21 protein-coding genes and 1 other annotated feature are annotated in these 19,180 nt (G+C 43.4%); of the genes, 16 read left to right on the top strand and 5 right to left on the bottom strand.

The window, feature by feature from the left end:
- Window positions 1-52: 52 nt before the first annotated feature.
- A complete protein-coding gene (locus MKY22_RS06875; RefSeq protein WP_341087708.1) occupies window positions 53-1,798 on the bottom strand; it encodes a methyl-accepting chemotaxis protein in 1,746 nt (581 codons plus the stop codon).
- Window positions 1,799-2,196: 398 nt separating this feature from the next.
- Here MKY22_RS06875 and MKY22_RS06880 point away from each other — a divergent pair, with 398 nt between their 5' ends.
- The 3 genes from MKY22_RS06880 (at window position 2,197) to MKY22_RS06890 (ending at window position 3,144) form a co-directional block, all read left to right on the top strand.
- Window positions 2,197-2,421: a DUF2188 domain-containing protein gene (locus MKY22_RS06880; protein WP_341087712.1), complete on the top strand. Its 225-nt coding sequence runs from the start codon at window positions 2,197-2,199 to the stop codon at window positions 2,419-2,421.
- Window positions 2,422-2,558: 137 nt separating this feature from the next.
- On the top strand, window positions 2,559-2,768 hold the full coding sequence (locus MKY22_RS06885; protein ID WP_023468028.1) for a helix-turn-helix transcriptional regulator: 210 nt from the start codon (window positions 2,559-2,561) through the stop codon (window positions 2,766-2,768).
- Window positions 2,761-3,144, top strand: a complete 384-nt coding sequence (locus tag MKY22_RS06890; RefSeq protein ID WP_290778697.1) for a hypothetical protein — start codon at window positions 2,761-2,763, stop codon at window positions 3,142-3,144. Before MKY22_RS06885 ends, MKY22_RS06890 begins: the two co-directional genes overlap by 8 nt.
- Before the next feature lie 69 nt (window positions 3,145-3,213).
- On the opposite strand, the gene MKY22_RS06895 is transcribed toward MKY22_RS06890, so the two are convergent.
- Complete coding sequence (locus MKY22_RS06895; RefSeq protein WP_341087717.1) at window positions 3,214-3,762, bottom strand: GNAT family N-acetyltransferase; 549 nt, start codon at window positions 3,760-3,762, stop codon at window positions 3,214-3,216.
- An 84-nt stretch (window positions 3,763-3,846) separates the two neighbouring features.
- Window positions 3,847-4,091, top strand: a binding site (T-box leader).
- 376 nt (window positions 4,092-4,467) lie between these two features.
- The gene (locus MKY22_RS06900; RefSeq protein WP_341090093.1) at window positions 4,468-5,565 is read right to left on the bottom strand and encodes an ISL3 family transposase; all 1,098 of its coding nucleotides are present in this window, start codon (window positions 5,563-5,565) and stop codon (window positions 4,468-4,470) included.
- Between the two features lie 236 nt (window positions 5,566-5,801).
- Here MKY22_RS06900 and MKY22_RS06905 point away from each other — a divergent pair, with 236 nt between their 5' ends.
- From MKY22_RS06905 to MKY22_RS06920, 4 genes are all read left to right on the top strand, one after another.
- Window positions 5,802-6,197 (top strand): UvrD-helicase domain-containing protein, encoded by a 396-nt coding sequence (locus MKY22_RS06905; protein WP_341087719.1) that lies wholly within the window; start codon window positions 5,802-5,804, stop codon window positions 6,195-6,197.
- A 17-nt stretch (window positions 6,198-6,214) separates the two neighbouring features.
- Window positions 6,215-6,448: a hypothetical protein gene (locus MKY22_RS06910; RefSeq protein WP_341087721.1), complete on the top strand. Its 234-nt coding sequence runs from the start codon at window positions 6,215-6,217 to the stop codon at window positions 6,446-6,448.
- Window positions 6,449-6,797: 349 nt separating this feature from the next.
- Window positions 6,798-7,283, top strand: coding sequence for an SMI1/KNR4 family protein (locus MKY22_RS06915; RefSeq protein WP_341087722.1), 486 nt, complete (start codon window positions 6,798-6,800; stop codon window positions 7,281-7,283).
- A gap of 16 nt (window positions 7,284-7,299) precedes the next feature.
- A complete protein-coding gene (locus tag MKY22_RS06920) occupies window positions 7,300-7,776 on the top strand; it encodes a GNAT family N-acetyltransferase (protein WP_341087724.1) in 477 nt (158 codons plus the stop codon).
- A 288-nt stretch (window positions 7,777-8,064) separates the two neighbouring features.
- On the opposite strand, the gene MKY22_RS06925 is transcribed toward MKY22_RS06920, so the two are convergent.
- Entirely contained in the window at window positions 8,065-8,721 is a 657-nt protein-coding gene (locus MKY22_RS06925) for a hypothetical protein (RefSeq protein ID WP_341087727.1), read from the bottom strand.
- Between the two features lie 132 nt (window positions 8,722-8,853).
- Between MKY22_RS06925 and MKY22_RS06930 the strand changes: the two genes are divergently transcribed.
- The 4 genes from MKY22_RS06930 (at window position 8,854) to MKY22_RS06945 (ending at window position 11,377) form a co-directional block, all read left to right on the top strand.
- Entirely contained in the window at window positions 8,854-9,540 is a 687-nt protein-coding gene (locus MKY22_RS06930) for a glyoxalase (RefSeq protein ID WP_290778709.1), read from the top strand.
- 30 nt (window positions 9,541-9,570) lie between these two features.
- Window positions 9,571-9,981 carry a hypothetical protein gene (locus MKY22_RS06935; protein ID WP_311247190.1) on the top strand — a complete coding sequence of 137 codons (411 nt, stop codon included), beginning with the start codon at window positions 9,571-9,573 and terminating at the stop codon, window positions 9,979-9,981.
- A 20-nt stretch (window positions 9,982-10,001) separates the two neighbouring features.
- Window positions 10,002-10,478 carry an NUDIX hydrolase gene (locus tag MKY22_RS06940; RefSeq protein ID WP_290778713.1) on the top strand — a complete coding sequence of 159 codons (477 nt, stop codon included), beginning with the start codon at window positions 10,002-10,004 and terminating at the stop codon, window positions 10,476-10,478.
- Between the two features lie 281 nt (window positions 10,479-10,759).
- On the top strand, window positions 10,760-11,377 hold the full coding sequence (locus MKY22_RS06945) for a hypothetical protein (protein ID WP_341087730.1): 618 nt from the start codon (window positions 10,760-10,762) through the stop codon (window positions 11,375-11,377).
- A gap of 243 nt (window positions 11,378-11,620) precedes the next feature.
- On the opposite strand, the gene MKY22_RS06950 is transcribed toward MKY22_RS06945, so the two are convergent.
- Entirely contained in the window at window positions 11,621-13,564 is a 1,944-nt protein-coding gene (locus MKY22_RS06950; RefSeq protein WP_214729751.1) for a CDP-glycerol glycerophosphotransferase family protein, read from the bottom strand.
- Window positions 13,565-13,943: 379 nt separating this feature from the next.
- Between MKY22_RS06950 and MKY22_RS06955 the strand changes: the two genes are divergently transcribed.
- The 5 genes from MKY22_RS06955 to MKY22_RS06975 all read left to right on the top strand — a co-directional run bounded on the left by MKY22_RS06955 (window position 13,944) and on the right by MKY22_RS06975 (window position 19,101).
- Complete coding sequence (locus MKY22_RS06955; RefSeq protein WP_290778720.1) at window positions 13,944-15,440, top strand: glycosyltransferase; 1,497 nt, start codon at window positions 13,944-13,946, stop codon at window positions 15,438-15,440.
- A 39-nt stretch (window positions 15,441-15,479) separates the two neighbouring features.
- Window positions 15,480-16,346, top strand: coding sequence for a UTP--glucose-1-phosphate uridylyltransferase GalU (gene galU / locus MKY22_RS06960; RefSeq protein ID WP_313351390.1), 867 nt, complete (start codon window positions 15,480-15,482; stop codon window positions 16,344-16,346).
- 299 nt (window positions 16,347-16,645) lie between these two features.
- Window positions 16,646-17,284: a hypothetical protein gene (locus MKY22_RS06965; protein ID WP_290778724.1), complete on the top strand. Its 639-nt coding sequence runs from the start codon at window positions 16,646-16,648 to the stop codon at window positions 17,282-17,284.
- 2 nt (window positions 17,285-17,286) lie between these two features.
- Entirely contained in the window at window positions 17,287-17,844 is a 558-nt protein-coding gene (locus tag MKY22_RS06970; protein ID WP_290778726.1) for a hypothetical protein, read from the top strand.
- Between the two features lie 444 nt (window positions 17,845-18,288).
- Window positions 18,289-19,101 carry an ankyrin repeat domain-containing protein gene (locus MKY22_RS06975; RefSeq protein ID WP_341087736.1) on the top strand — a complete coding sequence of 271 codons (813 nt, stop codon included), beginning with the start codon at window positions 18,289-18,291 and terminating at the stop codon, window positions 19,099-19,101.
- Window positions 19,102-19,180 lie beyond the last annotated feature (79 nt).

The following is a 19,180-nucleotide window of genomic DNA, read 5'->3' on the forward strand; positions in this document are numbered from 1 at the left end:
ATGTATATTCATACCAGTATAAAGTGAGAACCAAAACATGACAAATGTGATATCAGATCTCGAAGCGACGGGCTTCTTGTTCTAAGTGTTCCGTTCGTGCGTTTAAATCACCGACGAGCGTATGCAACGTCGTGATCGTCGCAATCATCTGTTCAGACGCAGCGGCGACTTCCTCGTTACTTGCCGTATGTTCTTCCGCGACAGCGGCAATTTCCGTCAAGGCATTACGAATGAACTGTTCTGCCTGCAAGACGTCTTCCATCTGTTGGGTCATCTGCTGTGTTGCTGACGAGACGTGCGTGACTTGATCCGTCAACCGTTCGAACGTCGTATCCGTATCAAGGACGATCTGCTTACCGGCTGCTGTTGCTTCAACCGTCGTCTTGAAACTGTGTTGCATCTGTTGCGCACTGTCTTCAATCGAGGTGACGATTGTTGCGATTTCACTGACACTACTTGCGACGTGACTTGAGAGATTCTTGACCTCGGTTGCAACGACGGCAAATCCTTTTCCTTGTTCACCAGCTCGTGCCGCTTCAATCGCGGCATTGAGGGCAAGTAGATTCGTCTGCTCGGAAATACCGCGGATGATGCCGACGAGCGTTTGAATATCCGATGATTGCTGTTTCAGTAGATCAATCTGTTCAGCAGACTGGGTGACATGTTGATGAATGTGGCGCATCTGTTCGACAGAAGCAGACATTTGATCCCGTCCGACTCGTGTCAGTATTGCCATCTGATCCGTCGTTCCTTGAATTTCGACACCAGACTGATTCGTCGTCTCGATTAATGCTGCGAACTGATTCATCTCGTCATTCAATGAAAGCGTGACTTGCGTCTGACTTTCAGTTCCCGTTGCGATTTCCGACATCGTATGAGCGATTTGCTCAGATCCGTCGAGTACTTCTGATGTACTTTGATCAATCGATTGACTCGTCGTCGAGACGAGAGTGGCTGTCTGTTTGATATCAACGATCATCGTCCGCAGCATTTCATTCATATCACGAATCGAGATCGCAAGCGCATAGATTTCGTCCTTTGAAGCGATTGTCAAATCGCTCAACGTCTGTTTCGCCTGATCCAGTCGTCCGTCGGCAATCAAGGCAGCGACTTTCTGTAACGTCTCGAGCGGACGTAATTTTCGACCGAGCACGATGTAGAGCAAGACGAGGGTGATCGTTAACAGCAGGAGCATTAACCCGATGAAAATCGGAGCGTTTTGTTGTAATAGATCCGTCGTAAGCGCATCGACTTCCTTCGCAGCGATGTCGGTTCCAAGAATGCCGATGACTTGACCGGACGCATCTTTTAACGGAACGTAGATGCTCATATACTGCCCATACTCAGGATCATTAATGATGTCCGTCGCATGTGTGTCGCCTTTTAATACATCCTGCATATCCGCGACTTTTGCACTGCTTGCTGGCGCATCAATTTTAGCCGCATCTTTTTTGGGGAGACCGTCAATCAGCAAACGGACCTTATTTTGGTCGACCCGGGCCGTGTAAGTGTAGAGGAGCCCGTTTTGCTTTCGTAACGTATCGAGTTGAGATCGTAACGTTTCATACTGTTCGGATGCGCTAGGAGATTTTAGAAAATCTGCATAGCTCGCTGTATCGAACGTTTTGCTGATGCGAAGCGCGTCTTTTTCAGCGGTCGCCTTTAAGGTGGAGATGGCGGTTTGTTTTGTGTTGAAGTAAAGTGCAATGCTACTGAAAATAAAGAAAGTAATCAAAATAAGGCTGATGATGGTCAATAAACGTGTTCGGAGTGAGTGTTGATTCGTAGGTGTACTCAAGTTGCATGTTCCTCTCGTCGTGGATTCTAGTGCTGTATTTAAATTATCGGTCACTTAAATAGCTATTAAACAGGACTATTCGACGATTTTTTTTGTGGAAATCAGTAAAATAGAGCGTTTTTTTCAAAAAAAGATTTACTCAGAATGATTTAGGGGAGAAGTAAAATAGAAAAAAATACAAGATGAGGGAAGAGGGAACAAAATGGAAAGTGAAGCAATTCCTCGAATCAAAGCAAGACACGTCTATGAAAACGAATTACACAGACATGCCGTCAATAAGAAAAAAACATCATTCCGGTTGATGACGTGCTTACGATACCAAACAAAAATTTTATTAAAAAACGGGCATCAGGATGCACACCAGTGTGATGTAGTGTAATAGGGAAGGAGAAAAGCAAATGAAGCGAAATCAACATGTCCTCCCGCATCCGCAAGGTGGATATCAGGTAAAAGCAGATGGGGCTGACCGAGCGACGAAACGTTTTCCGACACAAAAAGAAGCGATTGCGGAAGGTCGTCGAATCGCTAAAAATCAAAAGACGGAACTTGTGATCCATAATAAAGAAGGACAGATTTGTGAAAAAGACTCTTACGGTCATGATCCATTTCCACCACGAGGTTGAGCCATCATTAAAAAACACGTTCTGATCATCAGAACGTGTTTTTTAATGATCCTCATGTCAAATGTTTTTGACATGAGGATGGAAGTTCATTACAGTAGAGATGTAAAAAGAATTTGACACGTCGTGGAGGAATGGACATGAGAAACCACATCAAAGAGCGACGTCTAGCGGCAAAATTATCGCAACAAGAACTGGCTGACCGTTGTCAGGTCAGTCGGCAGACGATCAATGCGATTGAAAACAACAAGTATGATCCGACTTTACAATTAGCGTTTAATATCGCCAAAGTCTTACAGACACAAGTCGATCATCTGTTCATTTCAGAACAGGAGGAATGGGATGTCTAAGAAAAAAACGGGTTTATTTTTAGTGACGCTCGTGATAGTGGCGAGTCTTACTATCATTAGTATGATCATCGAAAACAACGTAACGTTCTTCTCGATTGTTCAATTGGCGATTTTGATGATTATGTTCTTCTCGTATTTTACGTGGGCACGTTCAGGAGAAGACAGTCGACCGACACCGAATGATGAACTTGGAGAAAAGATTACGACGGAGAGTGGGCTCGTTAGCTACAAAATTCTGATCGTCCTGATTTTTGGATTTATTTGTCTCGATTACTTTTTACATGGATCAACGAATCTGTTATTGATCGTTTTGTTCGCGATCGGACTGACACTGTTGCCGATCATTGAATTTTTAAAAGCAAGATCTTATCGATAAAACGGTATAAAAGTCGTTTAGACGGATTCACCCATCTAAACGACTTTTGATATTTCACAGATTATCTTTTTAAGACGACCAATCACTCCGCAAAATCGAGTACATATACAAATCATCGAACTGACCACGCGAGTTTTCATATTGACGAAGCAACCCTTCCCGCTGAAAACCAAGCCGTTCAAGCAATTGGTGTGAAGCAGTATTTGCTGGCAAGACAAGTGCTTCGATACGATTTAAAGAGAGGTCCTCAAACCCATATGAGATGACCGCAAGTGCGGCTTCTTTCGCGATGCCCTGTCCCTGATAGGCAGGATTCAACTCAAACCCGAGTTCTGCCCGCTGATGGCGTGCCGACTGATTCAAGAATCCGCAACTGCCGATGATGACATCGTCTTCTTGTAACGTGATCCCGAACCGGATGCCCGTGCCATCGCGACGAATCGAAGCGTACCAGTCAATCTCTTCAAGCGCGTCTGCTTCTGATTGAAAGGGGTCGAGCCCCATCTGTTTGACGACTTGTTCGTCTGATAAATAGGCGAGGACACTCGTAGCATCTTCGGGTAACACTTCGCGTAAGACGAGGCGGTTCGTTTTAAGAGTTGGGAAAGTATGTAACATTCAAAAAACTCCTTTGCAAGAAAATGTATAAAGCTGTTGTGCAGTATTTAAGTCATATGGTAAGATTCTCCACAACAAGAGCATATCATTTCGTTGACGAGAAAGAGTAATGATTGTCCCTCTGCCTTACAGAAAACCGGGATTGCTGAGAACCGGTAGCCAGATCAATCATGAAGATCCTCTCTGAGAAGTCACGCTGAACCATTCAGTAAGCGTGACCAGGTGTCCACCGTTACATGGAATCACATGATAGTGTGCAACTAAGTGCTGTCGAGAATAAGCATTCTCGACGGAATATGGGTGGTATCGCGGTGAAGTCCGTTCCTGTCAAAGGGGGCGGACTTTTTTGTATTCTCTTAGTTACCGACAAAGGAGCGAACAAGAGATGACGTCACAAACGAACCGTCAAGGATACCGTCGCCCGCTATAAGACGATGCAAGGGTTCCGGGTTATGCAAAAAGTAGGTTAGGATATGCATGGGCTATTGTGAAGAAATGATAGAGTAACATAGCTTAAACAGCGAAATAATTGAAAGTTTAAGTATGGAAATGGCAATCGTAGAGATGATTGATTTCTTCCTCATAAATCAAGTGTTATTATTATGTTTAACAGTAAAGTACCTTAAGCGAGATATACATTTTTATGGTTTATTTTTCTAATAAAGGATATATTATGGCTCATCACCATAACACGTGGTTGCTATTTTAACCACCAAGCTCGAGGCGCAATCTCAAAAAGAATCGTTCGAGGTTTCGGTAGCCATAACCACGACGTTTGATGAGCTTAATCTTGTTGTTCGTTCCTTCCATTTTCCCGTTCGATAGCCTTGATACAATGGTCTGACGCATCGCTTCCTCACGCCCCCGGATCGCTTTCGCGATTTTTGCGAGAGGTCCGCACGGATGGAACTGGTAACGGTCCAGCCAGTCCGTCAGTCTTCGGTGAGCCTGCCTGTTACACGTTGCCTTCAGCACATACCGGATATGTTGGAGTCCTCTATATAGATCCTGAGTAAAGGCGTCTTCTAGAATACAAGAACGGGCGACCTCTCGGTCTTCTGGAGCCAGCATTTCTGGGCGACAAGCCAGTGCACGGTCAATGACGCGAATATGATGATGGCGTTTCGTCTCGTTCAAAAATCGACGCCGACGGCGAAGAGCGTCCGTGAAGAACTGGATGAGATGAAAACGATCCAGTACATGCGCTGCACTCGGGAAGGCACGATTAGTTGCCTTCGCCATCGCAGGTGCAAAATCACTGACGACAGAACGAACATCTCCCAGTACACCTTGAAGCGCAGCCGTGATCGCCGATACGTCCCGACCCGGGACGATAGACAGAAGACGTCCAGTCTTGGCATCAAGAACGATCGTCGCATAGTGGTGTCCTTTTCTCGTGGCGAACTCATCGACGAGGATGTGTGTCGCCTGTCCCACTGTATCCACTGAAGCGTACTGATAAAACCACCGTTCCACAGTCGTATAAGGAAGTTCATATTCATGCGCAACATCTGAAATTGTGCGGCCATGGCACCGTTCTGTGATGCCTTTTCGGAACACTTCGGTAGAAGTACGGACGAGTCCGAGACCGTAGTCATATACAAACGTCAAATCACAAGAGAGGCATCTTTGACGTGGGACATCTAGTTCGATCCACAAGGCACCGACTCCCCACGCATGACCGTGTCGAAAACGACGACGCTTTTTCGAATGCAAGATAGTCTTTTTTTCGCATAGCAGACAAGGGATTTCATGTGTATCAGGAATGATAGGAAATACGTGCGGTTCTTCATCGGACGACATCTGGATTTGAAAAAGGGCTGGAAGCGGAAGAATTAATTTGATAAACTGTTGGGACAAGGCGAAAACTCCAATCGTGGTTTGTCTAGACAACAATTACGATACCGGGGTTTTCGCTTTTTTTCTATGTTCGATTTAAAATCCGATGGATTTTATGTGTCAACCACACCTTATGGTGATGAGCCAAAAAGATAGTAAAAGAAAAAAGAAAAAAAATCTTAGTTATAGTAGGTAGATATTTGGACTCTGTTTTCATAGATGAAGCGCAAGATATAGATAGCAATTTAGCTAAAATTATTGAAACACTTCACAATAATGATTTTAATTTACATTTGGTAGGTGATCCTAAGCAGGATTTAAGGGGAAGAAATGAATTTAGAAAGTTATTAGAAAAGTATAGTCAGTACGTTGAGTATAAAAAAGAGAATTATAGGTGTCCCGCTTCGCATATAAATTTTTCAAATAAATATGTCTCTGAAGAAGAGAGACAGGATTGCAAAACGAATGTTTTAGGGACTATTGAGTATTTATTTGAATCTGATATAGATGTCCATGAATTAATCGAAAATAAAAAAATAATCATATATTTATATATCAAAAAAATGAAAGGTTTAACACTAATAGTCAAGAGATAAATGGATTCGATAATTTATTGAAATATGAATTAAAAAGATTAATTCAAAAATCTAAGTATGCTGAAAATCAAATGGATAAAAGAATATATGTTTTGTCTAAATGGATCCGTCTTAAAATAAAATCAGAAAACAATTGGAGAATTATTAATAAATTATGTGAAGTGTTATCTTTAAAAATGTCTAAAGAAGATAAAGGAAGATTGATAACCGCTTTAGATTTAAATAGAGAAAAAAACAAAAAGAAGGAATAGTAGTTGACTCAATCGATAAAGTAAAAGGATTAGAAGGAGAAAGATGTTTATTTATTTTATCAACGGAACTAGCTGAATATTTTTTTAAAATGAAAACAGATCAAAATAAAATGACAAATTATTTATATGTTGCATTAACCCGGGCAAGAGACGAATTAATAATTCTTATAACTAAAGAAGTAGAAGATAAGTATACAAAAAAATGGATAAACGAAAAAATATTAGTTTTATTGAAATAATAGTATCTTTCTCTGATTTATTTTAAAATCTATAATTTTTTAATATTTTGGTGAACATGACATCGGTGTCTCGTTCACACCAACGAAAGAATATTGTTAAGGAGAAGAGCATGATTGCATTAGAAGCATTAAAAGGTCGACTCGTCGACGGTTTGTTAGAGGTCCAAAAGGAAGAAGGGGAAGTGGCACGAGAACGTTTTATCTTTAACCGAGGAGCAACGGACGAACAGCTCGCGCTGTTACCTGCGTGGACGGCAGACGACTATCAGATGTTCTTACGTCAACATAACGGGGCGAAGCTGTTTCAGCACGAAACGTTATCCTACAACGATGGATTCGAACTCTTTTCGATCGAGGATTGCCTGACGTATAGCGAGATGTGGGAATGTCCCGAAAACTTCTTAGCGATCGGCGCAGGACCAGACGGGGAGTGGATCGTCTACGAGATGAATCGACCGGCAGGAAATCGGATTTGGAGTGGGGAATTTCTTAATTTCGAGGAATGGGAAGAAGACGCGATGCCGTTCGGCTTCGAGCGATGGCTCGACTACTTGATCGTCGCGCAAGGCACGCCATTTTGGGAATGGTTCCGTTAAGAGAGGAAGAGGTTCATTGGACATTCAATTACAGACAGCGTCTCTTGCAGATGCCGCAAAGCTTCATACGCTTCAAATCGAGGCGTTTTCAGAGACGCTCGAGCGGTATCAAGATTTTGCAACGAATCCGGCGAACGAATCGATCGATCGTGTCATTCACCGGATCACGCATCCAAATAGTACGTTTCATCAAATCATCGTCGACGATGTCGTCGTTGGCGGGATTTGTGTCGTTGCGAAAGCAGCGAATCGCTACGCGATCAGTCCGATGTTCTTAGATCCAGCCCGTCAAGGTGAAGGAATCGCCCAACGCACATTACAGCTCGTTGAAGCAGCGTATCCGACCGCAACGACATGGGAACTGCGGACGATTCGCGAAGAGACGCGCAACTGTTACTTTTATGAGAAGATGGGTTACCGATTGACCGGTGTCAGTCAACCGCTCAACGAACGGGCGACACTCGTTTCCTATCAAAAATCGGTTTCGGAATGAGCGGGTTTTGTCGAAAGGAAGAACCACCACAGATTCATTAAAAGAGCGGCAAGGACGGCAAAGTTAAATAGATAGAGACAAAAGAAGAAGACGAACTCACCGATGTCCTCAAGGTTAGCTAACGGATTATCGACCAGGTACGATTCGTGACTGACGCCGAAGAGGAACAAAGGAAAGAAGACATAGAAGTATCATTTCCAAAAAAATGACGCACGACCTGGTTGAGACATAAGAGCACCTCCTGAAGGAATGGCACGCTTCTTCTGAGCGGAAGAAGCGTGTGTTCGTTTACGATAAAGAGGGTGTACAGACGACTTCGACGTGACGCGTGACCGTATCAAACAGACGTGTCCGCGTATCGTTATGGGACAACAGCAACTGCTCACCCGTCTCGTCATAGATGAAGGCAATCGGAATCGAAAAACCACAGTTGCGGTACGAACCATCGGCATGACTCGTTCCGATCATGAGCGCTTGTTGCGCCTGACTGATGATGCGCGCTTCACCGGACCACTCAACGTACTGTTCCTCGCTGAACATGCCGACGCCAATCGGGTTGAAGATGAGATCAAGTCCGGATTCCTCGCGTAGTCCGTCGTTTCCTAAGAAGATTTCGCGGCAGAGGAGGTATCCATAGCGAAATAACCCGTCGTTTGCTGTTGATGGTGTATAAAGCGGTCCAGCTTCTGGTGTTTTGGCGCGATCAAGCAGAATCGTCCCGGTCGCATCGATGATGACAGCGCGATCGAGATTCGCTTCATCTTTGTAACCAAGGACGATTGCTGTTTCGAACTGCTTGGCAAGATGTTGCACGCGTTCGATTTCTGCGACCGTACAATAGCCTTCCGGGTAGACAATCAGGTCGACTTCAGGATAAGCGGTGATTTCACGTTCGAATTGCTCGAGCCCGGTCTCGCGTTTCGGTTGAGCGATTAATAATTTCATCAAAACATCCTCTCGGGTATAAATATATCTGAAAAATCAGACTTTTATATCGTCATGATTTTACCATTAGTGGTAAAATAAAGCATATCACTTTTTGATAAATTTTACTGCAAGTGAAGGAAGGTTAATGGTATGAACATTTCGAAAACCATTCTTGTAACACGCCATCTACCGGCGATGAAGGCTTTTTACATAAACCAGATCGGATTTCCGCTCGTCTCGGAAACGAATGAGTCGTTTACGATGCAAATCGGTACCGATCAGCTGACATATCAACAGACGGACGATGTTGATACGCAATACCATATGGCGTTCAACATTCCGGAAAACGTCTTCCAACAAGGTAAAGCGTGGCTTGTAGAGCGGACACCACTCTTGATCGAAGACGGACAGGACGAGATTTATTTTGACTTCACGGACTCACATTCCTGTTACTTTTATGACCCGGATGAGAACGTCTTGGAGCTGATTGCGCGGCATCAAATCAATCCCTCTAAAGCGGAACTGACGTTTGATGTATCCGACATTCTCGGAATCGGTGAGATGAGTCTGACGGTAAAAGATGTGCTTGAAGTGGGTGAGCAGTTAGCAGAAATCGGCGTTGTCGAGCGACGGGAACGTCCGCTCAATGGCGCGTCACTCAACTTCCTCGGACCGGTCGCGGATGGAACGCATATCTTGCTCGTCCCAGAAGGTCGGACATGGTTGTTCTCACCGAAGACGGCGAAGGTCAGTCCGATCGAGATGGAACTCGACGGCAGACATCGGGTCCGGCTTGATGCAGCGGGCGTATGGCATCAAAGTACCGTTTCTTCATAATTCATTATTCTAAAAAGTGAGGGAAGTAAGATGAACAAAGCGGTGAATGCGAGTATCGCGTTCGGATTATTATTGTTCGTATGTGGTTTCTTTTTTCTGTTTGGCTATTTGACCCGCTCGATGCCGATTCAGCAAGGCGGTGACCCGGTCATCTTACCGGTCGCAGCACTCCTCGTTCTCCTACCATTCGTCATCCGTGAAGGCATGCGCGTTTTGACATATGTCTCGCTGACACGTCGACAGGTCGGCGTACTCATCTTATTTGCAATCAGTGGAATCATACTAAGTAGTTGGATTGAGGTGCAGCAGAATGTTGCCGTAATCGATTTCCGTTCTCTCTTTACGATTCATATGTTCGTACTGTTCGTTTCGGGCATCATCTTGTTGTGTCTCCTATTGACGGGGCTCAAACGGATGCGCGTCCGAACGAGAGTGATTTAAATGGAAAAGGACTGAATGACATGGGATACATTACAGAATTACGAAAACTCGTCGGCACACGACCGCTCGTCATGGCAGGAGCGTGTGTCATCGTCGTCAACGATAAACAAGAAGTCTTATTACAACTTCGGCAAGATAATGGTTGCTGGGGACTCGCTGGTGGAGCGCTTGAGATCGGGGAGACGCTCGTAGAAACAGCAAAACGAGAATTAAGGGAAGAGACCGGTCTTGAAGCGGAGAATCTCGAATTATTGAACGTCTATTCGGGTGATGCGTTTTACTATAAGTATCCGCATGGGGATGAAGTCTATAATGTGATCTCGGCATTTCTGTGTACAGCTTATACGGGTGAAATGGTTCGGGATCCGTCAGAAGTCGCAGAATTACGCTTTTTCGCTATGGATAAGCTACCAGAAAACCTCAATCCACCGGAACAGCCGATTTTGATTGAGTATGTCGAAAAACAGCAAGCAATAACGCATCACGTTTCCATCTGAAGAAATTGGTATGAATAGAAAATCTTGAATGAGCCTTTCATTCAAGATTTTTTGTTGCCCTGGAACGCGTTCTAGTCTTTAGCCGATCAAACAAGAACTCGCCAATCCTTTGAACAACATCAACCGCTCTGGGCACTTGAAGAGAAATGGTATAAACAGTTTCTGGTCTATCCGATCGATACGACAGCGAAAACGTCGGAGCAAGTCCGACAAGCAACGGTTCATCGGTTGGCAGTCACCGGAATCTTAGGAAGGGAGAATGAGATATGAATGTAAAAGGGATGACCTATCCCCTCATCGAGGGACAAGACGAAAAACAGGTCTACTGGATAGAAAAAGGAGAATCGGTTCAGATTGGACAGACTTACGAAACGATTCGGTTAGAAAAAACATCACATCAATCCATCCTTGTACGGGAGCAAGAATTGGTGTCAGAAAAAATCGGTAATCGAACGATCCGCCTGACGATTGATGCAGAAAGTCATGCGCCACTCGAATTCGTCGAGTACCAAGCTGGTGTTCAAACCGTGCATGCGTTGTATCGAGCGGATGAAGTCGTGATCACGCGAGGAAATGAGCAGTCTGTCCTATCGATTCATACCGAAACTGTTGATCTATTTTCAATCGAATTGTTGTTGCGAGCATTACCGCTAACCGTCGATTCGACACTTTCGTTCAACGGCTTTAGTGCCGTTTCCGGACGTGAGGTGCCGATTCAGGTTCACCCTCTGCGGAACGAACTATTGACGACTGAGTCAGGCGAACACGTAGAGACGCTTTGCGTTCACGTTACGTTTGGTGAGCGGATTCAGTATTACTGGATTGATCCAGTGAAGCGGGAGTTGTTAAAACAGTCCTCCCAGATTGCCGACGGGGTCTCATTGGAATTTCGTCGATGAAAAAAAGAGCTGACTCAAAAGTTGGTCTCTACAAAGAAAAGGGTGGCAGAATGATGATCTGCCACCCTTTTCTCGTAAAAATGACGCGTCACACGCCACTCCTACAGGAAAAAGCGCATTATGCGCTGTCAGAGACAAACAAGACCCGCTTTCCTGCTTAAATGAAGCAGGAAAGCTGGCTTGTGTCTCGCCTGAGGAAAGGGCGTGAAAAGACGCGCCATTTTTTTGAGTCAGACCCATTTGTTATAGCTGAAAATGATGTTGCATCGCTTCGAAAATCCGCTTACTTGCTTTCGTATCGTCAAACGCATAGATGTGACTGAGATGACGTTTGAACTTTTTAGGCATTTTCGATTCGCGTAGTGATTCCATCAAGGCGTCTCTTGTTTCGATGACGTCTCCTGGTAACAAATCCGTCGATTCGCCGGCGTTATCTTCGCCAACTAAGACAGGTGGGCGGTAGTAGATGACCTTTTTGTGCATCAAGGAAAAATCGAGACCGACACTCGAATAATCGGTAATCAACACATGATGATTTTCAAGTAGCTCCTTGACTGTGAACGCATCCTGACTGATGACATCGACGAAGTCTGAGTGGAACAAGTGGCTGAATTTTTGGAAATTGCGATGAAGGTAGAACGAGACTTCAACCTTGTTGTCCATCACTAAGCCTTTCAACCGTTCGTCTGTGATTAACGCTTGAAACTCCCGGTAATAGTCGCTTTCCATGAACTGTTCGTCTGGATACGTATCGAGTTTCGGTCGCCACGTCGGCATGATCAATAGCTTTTTCCGGTTTTTATATCGCTTGAGCCAACGTGATCGTTCCGTGATCAATTGATCGAATCGGGCGAGACCCGTCACGATGATTTCGTCAGGATGAAAACCGTAATCTCGAGCGATGAGTTGTTTCTCCCGCTCCGAAGAGACGACGAATAAGTCGGTAAATGGATGCGGCATCTTTTTTCCATAAAGATGACTGACATCTTTTGACCCGATGACACCGTGTTGCAAGAACAGCTTTTGTTTCGTTTGCATCATCGCCTCGGTGTGATAGGTAGCGAATGGTAAGGCATAACTTGAAGAATGAGTATGACAGAGAATGTCTGCTGCTTGGACGACCTCGATGTTCTCTGGTGATTTGTAGAACACGATATGGTTCTCATATCCGACAAGATTTTTGAGGTCCGGACTCGATCGACTGATGATGTAGAAGATATTGAAGCGCTTCTGATGCTGGTCAACGAGATACTTGAAGAAAATCATCCCATTATCTTGTGCTTTATCCGGATATTCAAAACATATAATCGTCTTCTTATTTGGATCCAGTCCAAGTAACGGTTGAGGGTCCGCGTAATACTCGACGGTCTCGACCGGCACCGGTATTAGACGCATCGCAAGTCGTTCCGACACGGTTGAATAGGGGCGGACCAACACGTCATGTTGCTCATTAAGCGATAACCAGTGCTCATCGTTCAAGAGTTCCGGGTGATTTTTGAAGTGACGAATCCGCGGTGTGAAACCAGAGATCGGCATCTCACGAATCGAAAATCCGAACAATAGGTCGTAGATGTTTACATTAAGGGTTTCGTAGTCATACTGGTCACCAAGCAATTGATTGACAAGTTCTGGTTCGATCACGGCTTCGACTTCGGTTCTGAAGCGACAGGCGTCGACTGGTGTGACGCTGAAGCGATTAATCGGCAGGGCGATTTTTTGTTCCAGATGTCTGAATTTAATGAAACAACTCGGCTGTTCCACTTCGAAATACTTCGAGTGAAACGAAAACTTCAATAGAAGGACGTCGTCTTGACGAGTGATGCCCTCAAATAGGACGTCTTGATCATAAAAATTCATGATGGACGGTTTTTTGTTATAGATCAGACTGAGCTCATCGTCTTGGTCGATGAAAATGAAATAGGAATGTTTCCCTTGTTTGATGTAACTATTCGGTGCGATGACTAGTGGCTCCGAAAGATGTTTGAACGAGATCGGTGTTCCGGATTCATCGACGAATTTAACAGGATGATTCTTTTTTTTGAAGATATCGAGCAATGTATCAATCGATAGCACAAAGGCTGTCTCTATTTTTTGGAGTGGTATCAGTTGTTCATTGATCGCTAACTGTAGGCTTTGGTGCGGAAGATTCTCGATCAAAAACGTATGATCACGACAGGTGATTTTCATTGGTGCATGGCTTCCTTTCATACTCTGATTCAATCGTTCTTAAACTACATCACTTACCATATAATATCTTCCGATTTCTGCAAAGATGTAGATTGATTGAAACCACTGCAGTATAGTCTACTGGCTGAAGGATATTGGGAAAAGACAGACGTTACCGTATCTTCGACAGATCATTGGTTGCAGAACCATGACAATGATTGGATATTATGCAAAACCGATTGACTTTGTTCGTAAAAAAGGAGATAAGTAGAAACTGTATTGGTAAATGCGACTAGTATCGCAAGAGGTTTATGAAAAAGCAAAGTCGGCTATATATAGAGGTTGAACTCACAGAAAAAAACAGGGATCAATCTTGAAGGGTGAAGGGGAGTAATGACAGATGCTGTATACGGTAACATCGACATTACCACCAAAACACGGTGGTAGAACGAAGTCGTTATTGAGTCGAATCGCGCTCATGGAACAAGAACTTGGCGCGGGTTCAACAATCGTTACGACGAACTACAATGCCAACTACATGGAAGTCTACGAATTGTTCCGAACAGAAGAGAAGGTCGGTCCGAAAGTACAATTTGAAAATATCTACGATTGGCTATCAGATTACAAATTGTTAAGTATTCCAACGACTCGTTTTCGTAACAAACCGATCATCAAAGAAACGGAGCGCGAAATCGAAGGATTGAAAAGCGTCGAGAAAAAAAACAGTGACGCCGTTCGTTATTATGATGAGGAAGATGAGTATGTCCTCTACCGTAAATATTACCCTGAAACGCAAGTCGTCGAATTCGAGGATTTCATGACGAACGCTTCCCGTAAAAAAGTCGAGCGCTGGGAATATAACGTCTACGGTCAATTGCACCGGAAGACGATTTATTCGCCGGTCCATCATGGAAAGATGATGGAAGAGCTATATGATTCGGAAGGCAATGTCTATTGTAAGAAGTTTTACAATGAAATGGCGCGCCCGAAGCTCATCTTGATTCAGTTATACCGGAACGGCAGAATGTACAAAGCGTTCAAAAAAGAGAAGGACTTGTTTGAGTATTACTTCAACCGATTGTTTAAAGACGGTGATGTCTTGTTCGTCGATGCGCGTTTACTGGACCGCTCAATTCTCAACATTAAAGCAGATGTCAAACGGGTCATGGTCATCCATAACTCACACTTGGATGGTACGACCGTCAAAGGATCATATACGACGATGTTCTCGGAATCCGATAAAGTGACACGTTTCATCAGTCTGACGAATCACCAAAAAGAAGACATCCTGGAACGGTATAACATCCCGGAAGAGAAGATTTCCATCATTCCGCATTTCATCGTCCCAGAACAAACGCAACGACGTGACCAGGTCAAGGATCAATTTTGTTTCATCGGTCGATTCGGTCTACAAAAGCAGATGGATCATTTGATCAAGAGTTATGCGATCTTCAAACAATCCGGTCACGCGACGAAGCTTGTGCTCTACGGCATGGACGAACAAGGGCAACTGGCGATGATGGAGAGTTTGATCGAGGAACTCGGCTTAGAGGACGATATCGAAATCCACGGCTTCACGTCGAATCCGGCAGAAGTGTTCCGGGAATCGAAAGCCTCATTGTTGACGAGCGAATTTGAAGGATTCGGGCTGACGGTCATGGAAAGTATCAATGTCGGCTGTCCGGTCATTTCTTATGACGTCAAATACGGACCACGCGAAATCATCGCCCACGGCGAGAACGGCTACCTTGTTCCAGCGAACGATATGGAAGCTTTTGCTGCCGCGATGGTGCAACTCGTCGAACGACCACTCGAGCGCGTTGAGACGAAGCCATCACTGTACCTCGAGACGGCTGTAAAGAACTACGGACGATTACTAGAAGAATTGAGCAACTAAACTAAACCTACTACTTGAACGATGAAGAGGATGAACGTTATGAAGAAAATCACGAAAGCCATTATTCCGGCAGCAGGACTCGGGACACGTTTCTTGCCTGCGACAAAAGCAATGCCAAAAGAGATGTTACCGATTCTCGATAAACCGACGATCCAGTATATCGTCGAAGAAGCGGCAAAAGCCGGCATCGAAGATATCATCATCGTCACGGGGAAACACAAACGGGCCATCGAAGATCATTTTGATAACCAAAAAGAACTCGAGATCACGCTCGAGAACTCTGGGAAGACGGAATTACTCGAGAAGGTTCAATTCTCGACGAACCTCGCGAACATCTTCTATGTCCGCCAAAAAGAACAAAAAGGTCTCGGTCACGCCATTTTGACGGCAAAACAATTCATCGGGAACGAACCGTTCGCAGTCTTACTCGGGGACGATATCGTCGAGTCGGATGATCCGGCAATCAAACAATTGATGGACGTCTACGAACAGACGGAGAAATCGGTCATCGGTGTACAAGAAGTCCGTCCGGAAGAGACGCATCGTTACGGCATCATCGATCCTGTCTCGCAAAACGGACGACTGTATGACGTGAAGAAATTCGTCGAAAAGCCGGCTTCGGGCACTGCACCATCGAACCTCGCGATCATGGGACGTTATGTGCTGACACCGGATATCTTTGACTACCTAGCGGATCAAGAAGAAGGGGCGGGTGGTGAGATTCAATTGACGGATGCGATTGAACGTTTAAATGCGGATAGCCAAGTCTTTGCGTATGATTTCGAAGGCAACCGCTATGACGTCGGGGAGAAACTCGGTTTCGTCAAGACGACGATCGAATATGCGTTGAAAGATGCAGAGATGCGTGACGAGCTGAAAGCTTTCATCAAGACACTAGACATTTAACATGATGGACCACTCTGACATGATTCAGAGTGGTTTTATTTAGAATTTAACAAGTTAATCGAGAAAAATAATATAACTTAAATTCATTTTTGTGATATTTTTTAATTTTTACAGCATATTTAGCTATTTTTATTCAGATTTTTTGAATAGATAAAGTAAAAGAGATTTTATTGTAATATAATCAAATATTTTTTTACTTCATTCGTTAATACAGTTAATTAATATTCGATATGAGGTGATAAGATATTTTGGTAGCGTATTTCTACTAAAATATAGAGGTAAAAAAAGGAGTAAATAAAATGAAATTTAAAAAATTATTCGTACCAACGGTCGTAACAGGTATTTTGATTTCAAGCTCTCAATTTGTATTAGCAGAGGCTAATTCAGTTGAAACAAGCTCAAATGCTAACATTGACGAAGCAACTATCACTAAAGACAATGTTGGTGATATTGAAGTTACAGAATATGAATATAATAAACCTATATTGACTGACTATGAGAGTGTCGATTTAGTTAGGAAAGCTTACATTCCTTATGATGGACGTGATTATAGTCCGTATCAAACAAAAAAATACACGCAAATTGACTGGAAAGCAGAGCTTAAAAATGGAGGGAAGACATCTGATACTGTAACAAAACTTATCTCGAGAAGTCAGTTTTGTAATGGGAAAATTGGTGCTGAAGCTTCAGTAAAACTAAATATGCCATTAATTGAAGATAAGATTAAATTTAATGCAGAGGTAAGTTTTGGTACAACTACAGTAGATTCTGTATCATATACTTGGACTATTCCACCAAAGCACACAACTTATATTAGTTTTGGATCGAAAGCAGTCAAAACGATGGGAACAGTATCTGTATATAAACGAGGTTCACTATCTAAATCGGAAGCAATAGATGTAAAATATTCTACTCGTGTATATTATGCTAAAAGCTAAAGATGAACAAATTTTATATTAAAAAAATTGTAATCTTCTGCGCAATATGTTTACTTATACTTTTATTTATTATTGCTACGTTTAAGTTTGAACAAGACGAACAGACTACTAAAAAAAATAAAACTGAAGAAAAGTATACATCAGTTAATCAATACGTTTCTGAAATACAAGGTAATCAATTTAAAAGAACAGAATTACAGGTTAAATTTATAGACAGTAATAGTGTTGATTTGAAAATGAAAATGAAGTTATCCAAACATTTATTTAAGATATTCAAACACACAAAAAACCAACCAACTTTTAGTTTTGCTGCGAATATGAATCAAGATGTACTGAGTAAGTTTGTTTTGAAAAAATCTCCTGAAGTCGTAAAGATTAACTTTCAATTAGATTCGAATCAGGTGATGCATATCCATCAAAAGTTATATTTAAATGTACCAATATCAAGTAAAACGAAATCATTATTTTTGGATACACGTAATTATCAATTCTTATTTTTAAATGAGCACCAGCAAGCGGTAGCAATTTTGTTTGATTTAAACTTATCGACTTGGCAATAAAGTCACAGAATAGTAATCAGATCTTGTTTTGAATAGCCAAACGATTTTGATTTTTTCAGAACGGAGAAGATGAAAATGTTATCTTGGCTAGGTATAAAGAAAGCGAATAGCGCAGGACGTCCATTTTTTGCAGGTGTCGAGAAATCGACGGTCTTCTCAATTTTATTAATATCCCTTGCATTTCTCAATAGTGTGAGGTGGATCCTCAAATTTCTCATTCCAACATCCTTTTTCAATGACTCCATCGTTTCGGTCTTACCAGGCGTAGTTGGAATCCTATCAGCTATTATATTCGTGTTTTTGGTCGAACGACTGATAAGCGATGAGTCTAACCCTGCTGAATAATCGTCGAAACCATCCTCAAGTAGGATGGTTTTCGCGCATTATAACAGGTTCTTGTTGTAAAATGAGGAGGACAATGGAACAGGTGAGGGGCGAACGGACATGACGAAACGATTCATCCAAGATGCTGCTTTTTTGGGCAAACGAAAACAAGTAATGCGCTGCATCGAACGTGGTGACGATCTGAACGAACTGGATGAAGAAGGATTTGCGGCGCTTCATTGGGCGATTCAGGAAGGGTACCTACGGATCGTCGAATTGTTGCTCGATCACGGGGCGGATGTTAACCTTCCGAATCAGGACGGGATGTCACCGTTGCATATCGCGTTGTATGATCAAAAGACCGACATTGCGTTACTTTTGATCAAGCGAGGTGCTCATCTTGATTTAGATGAACACGGATTCTCAGCGCTTCATTTAGTAGCGGGACGGTCCGGCAATAAAAAAGTCTTACGGAAATTAGCACAGAATGTCGAGTTGTTACATCAACGGACCGATGACGGGGAAGGTGTGACACCGCTCCATTATGCGGCGCAAGAAGGTAAATCGAAAAAAGTCCAGCTGTTACTGGAAGCAGGAGCAGAAGTCGATGCTGTCGGATTAGATGGATTCACGCCGCTGTATCTCGCAGTCGGAAATAATCATCCGAAAGCGGTCAAAGTGCTTCTAAAGGCGGGAGCCGACATCGAGGCGGAAAACGTCGCGGATGGAGATACGGCAGTCCTCGCATTAGCGAGTGCTTACGGCTATGAACGGATTGTCCGTTTACTTCTCTCTTATGGAGCCGATCCACTACATCGAAATGAAGACGGGCGGACAGCGCGTGGTGCAGCACTTGATAATGACCACCATCAGATTGCGGAAATTTTAAGACAAAAAGAGATTGATGCATTGTCTGAGGAAGAAAATAAGTGAGCGATTGACGACAACAGGAAACATCTGCGGAGGCTTCCTGTTTTTATTTTTAAAAGGACTTTCAAATCGCTTTGTCAAA

The sequence above is a fragment of the Exiguobacterium sp. FSL W8-0210 genome (assembly GCF_038006045.1).
Taxonomy (GTDB): Bacteria; Bacillota; Bacilli; order Exiguobacteriales; family Exiguobacteriaceae; genus Exiguobacterium_A.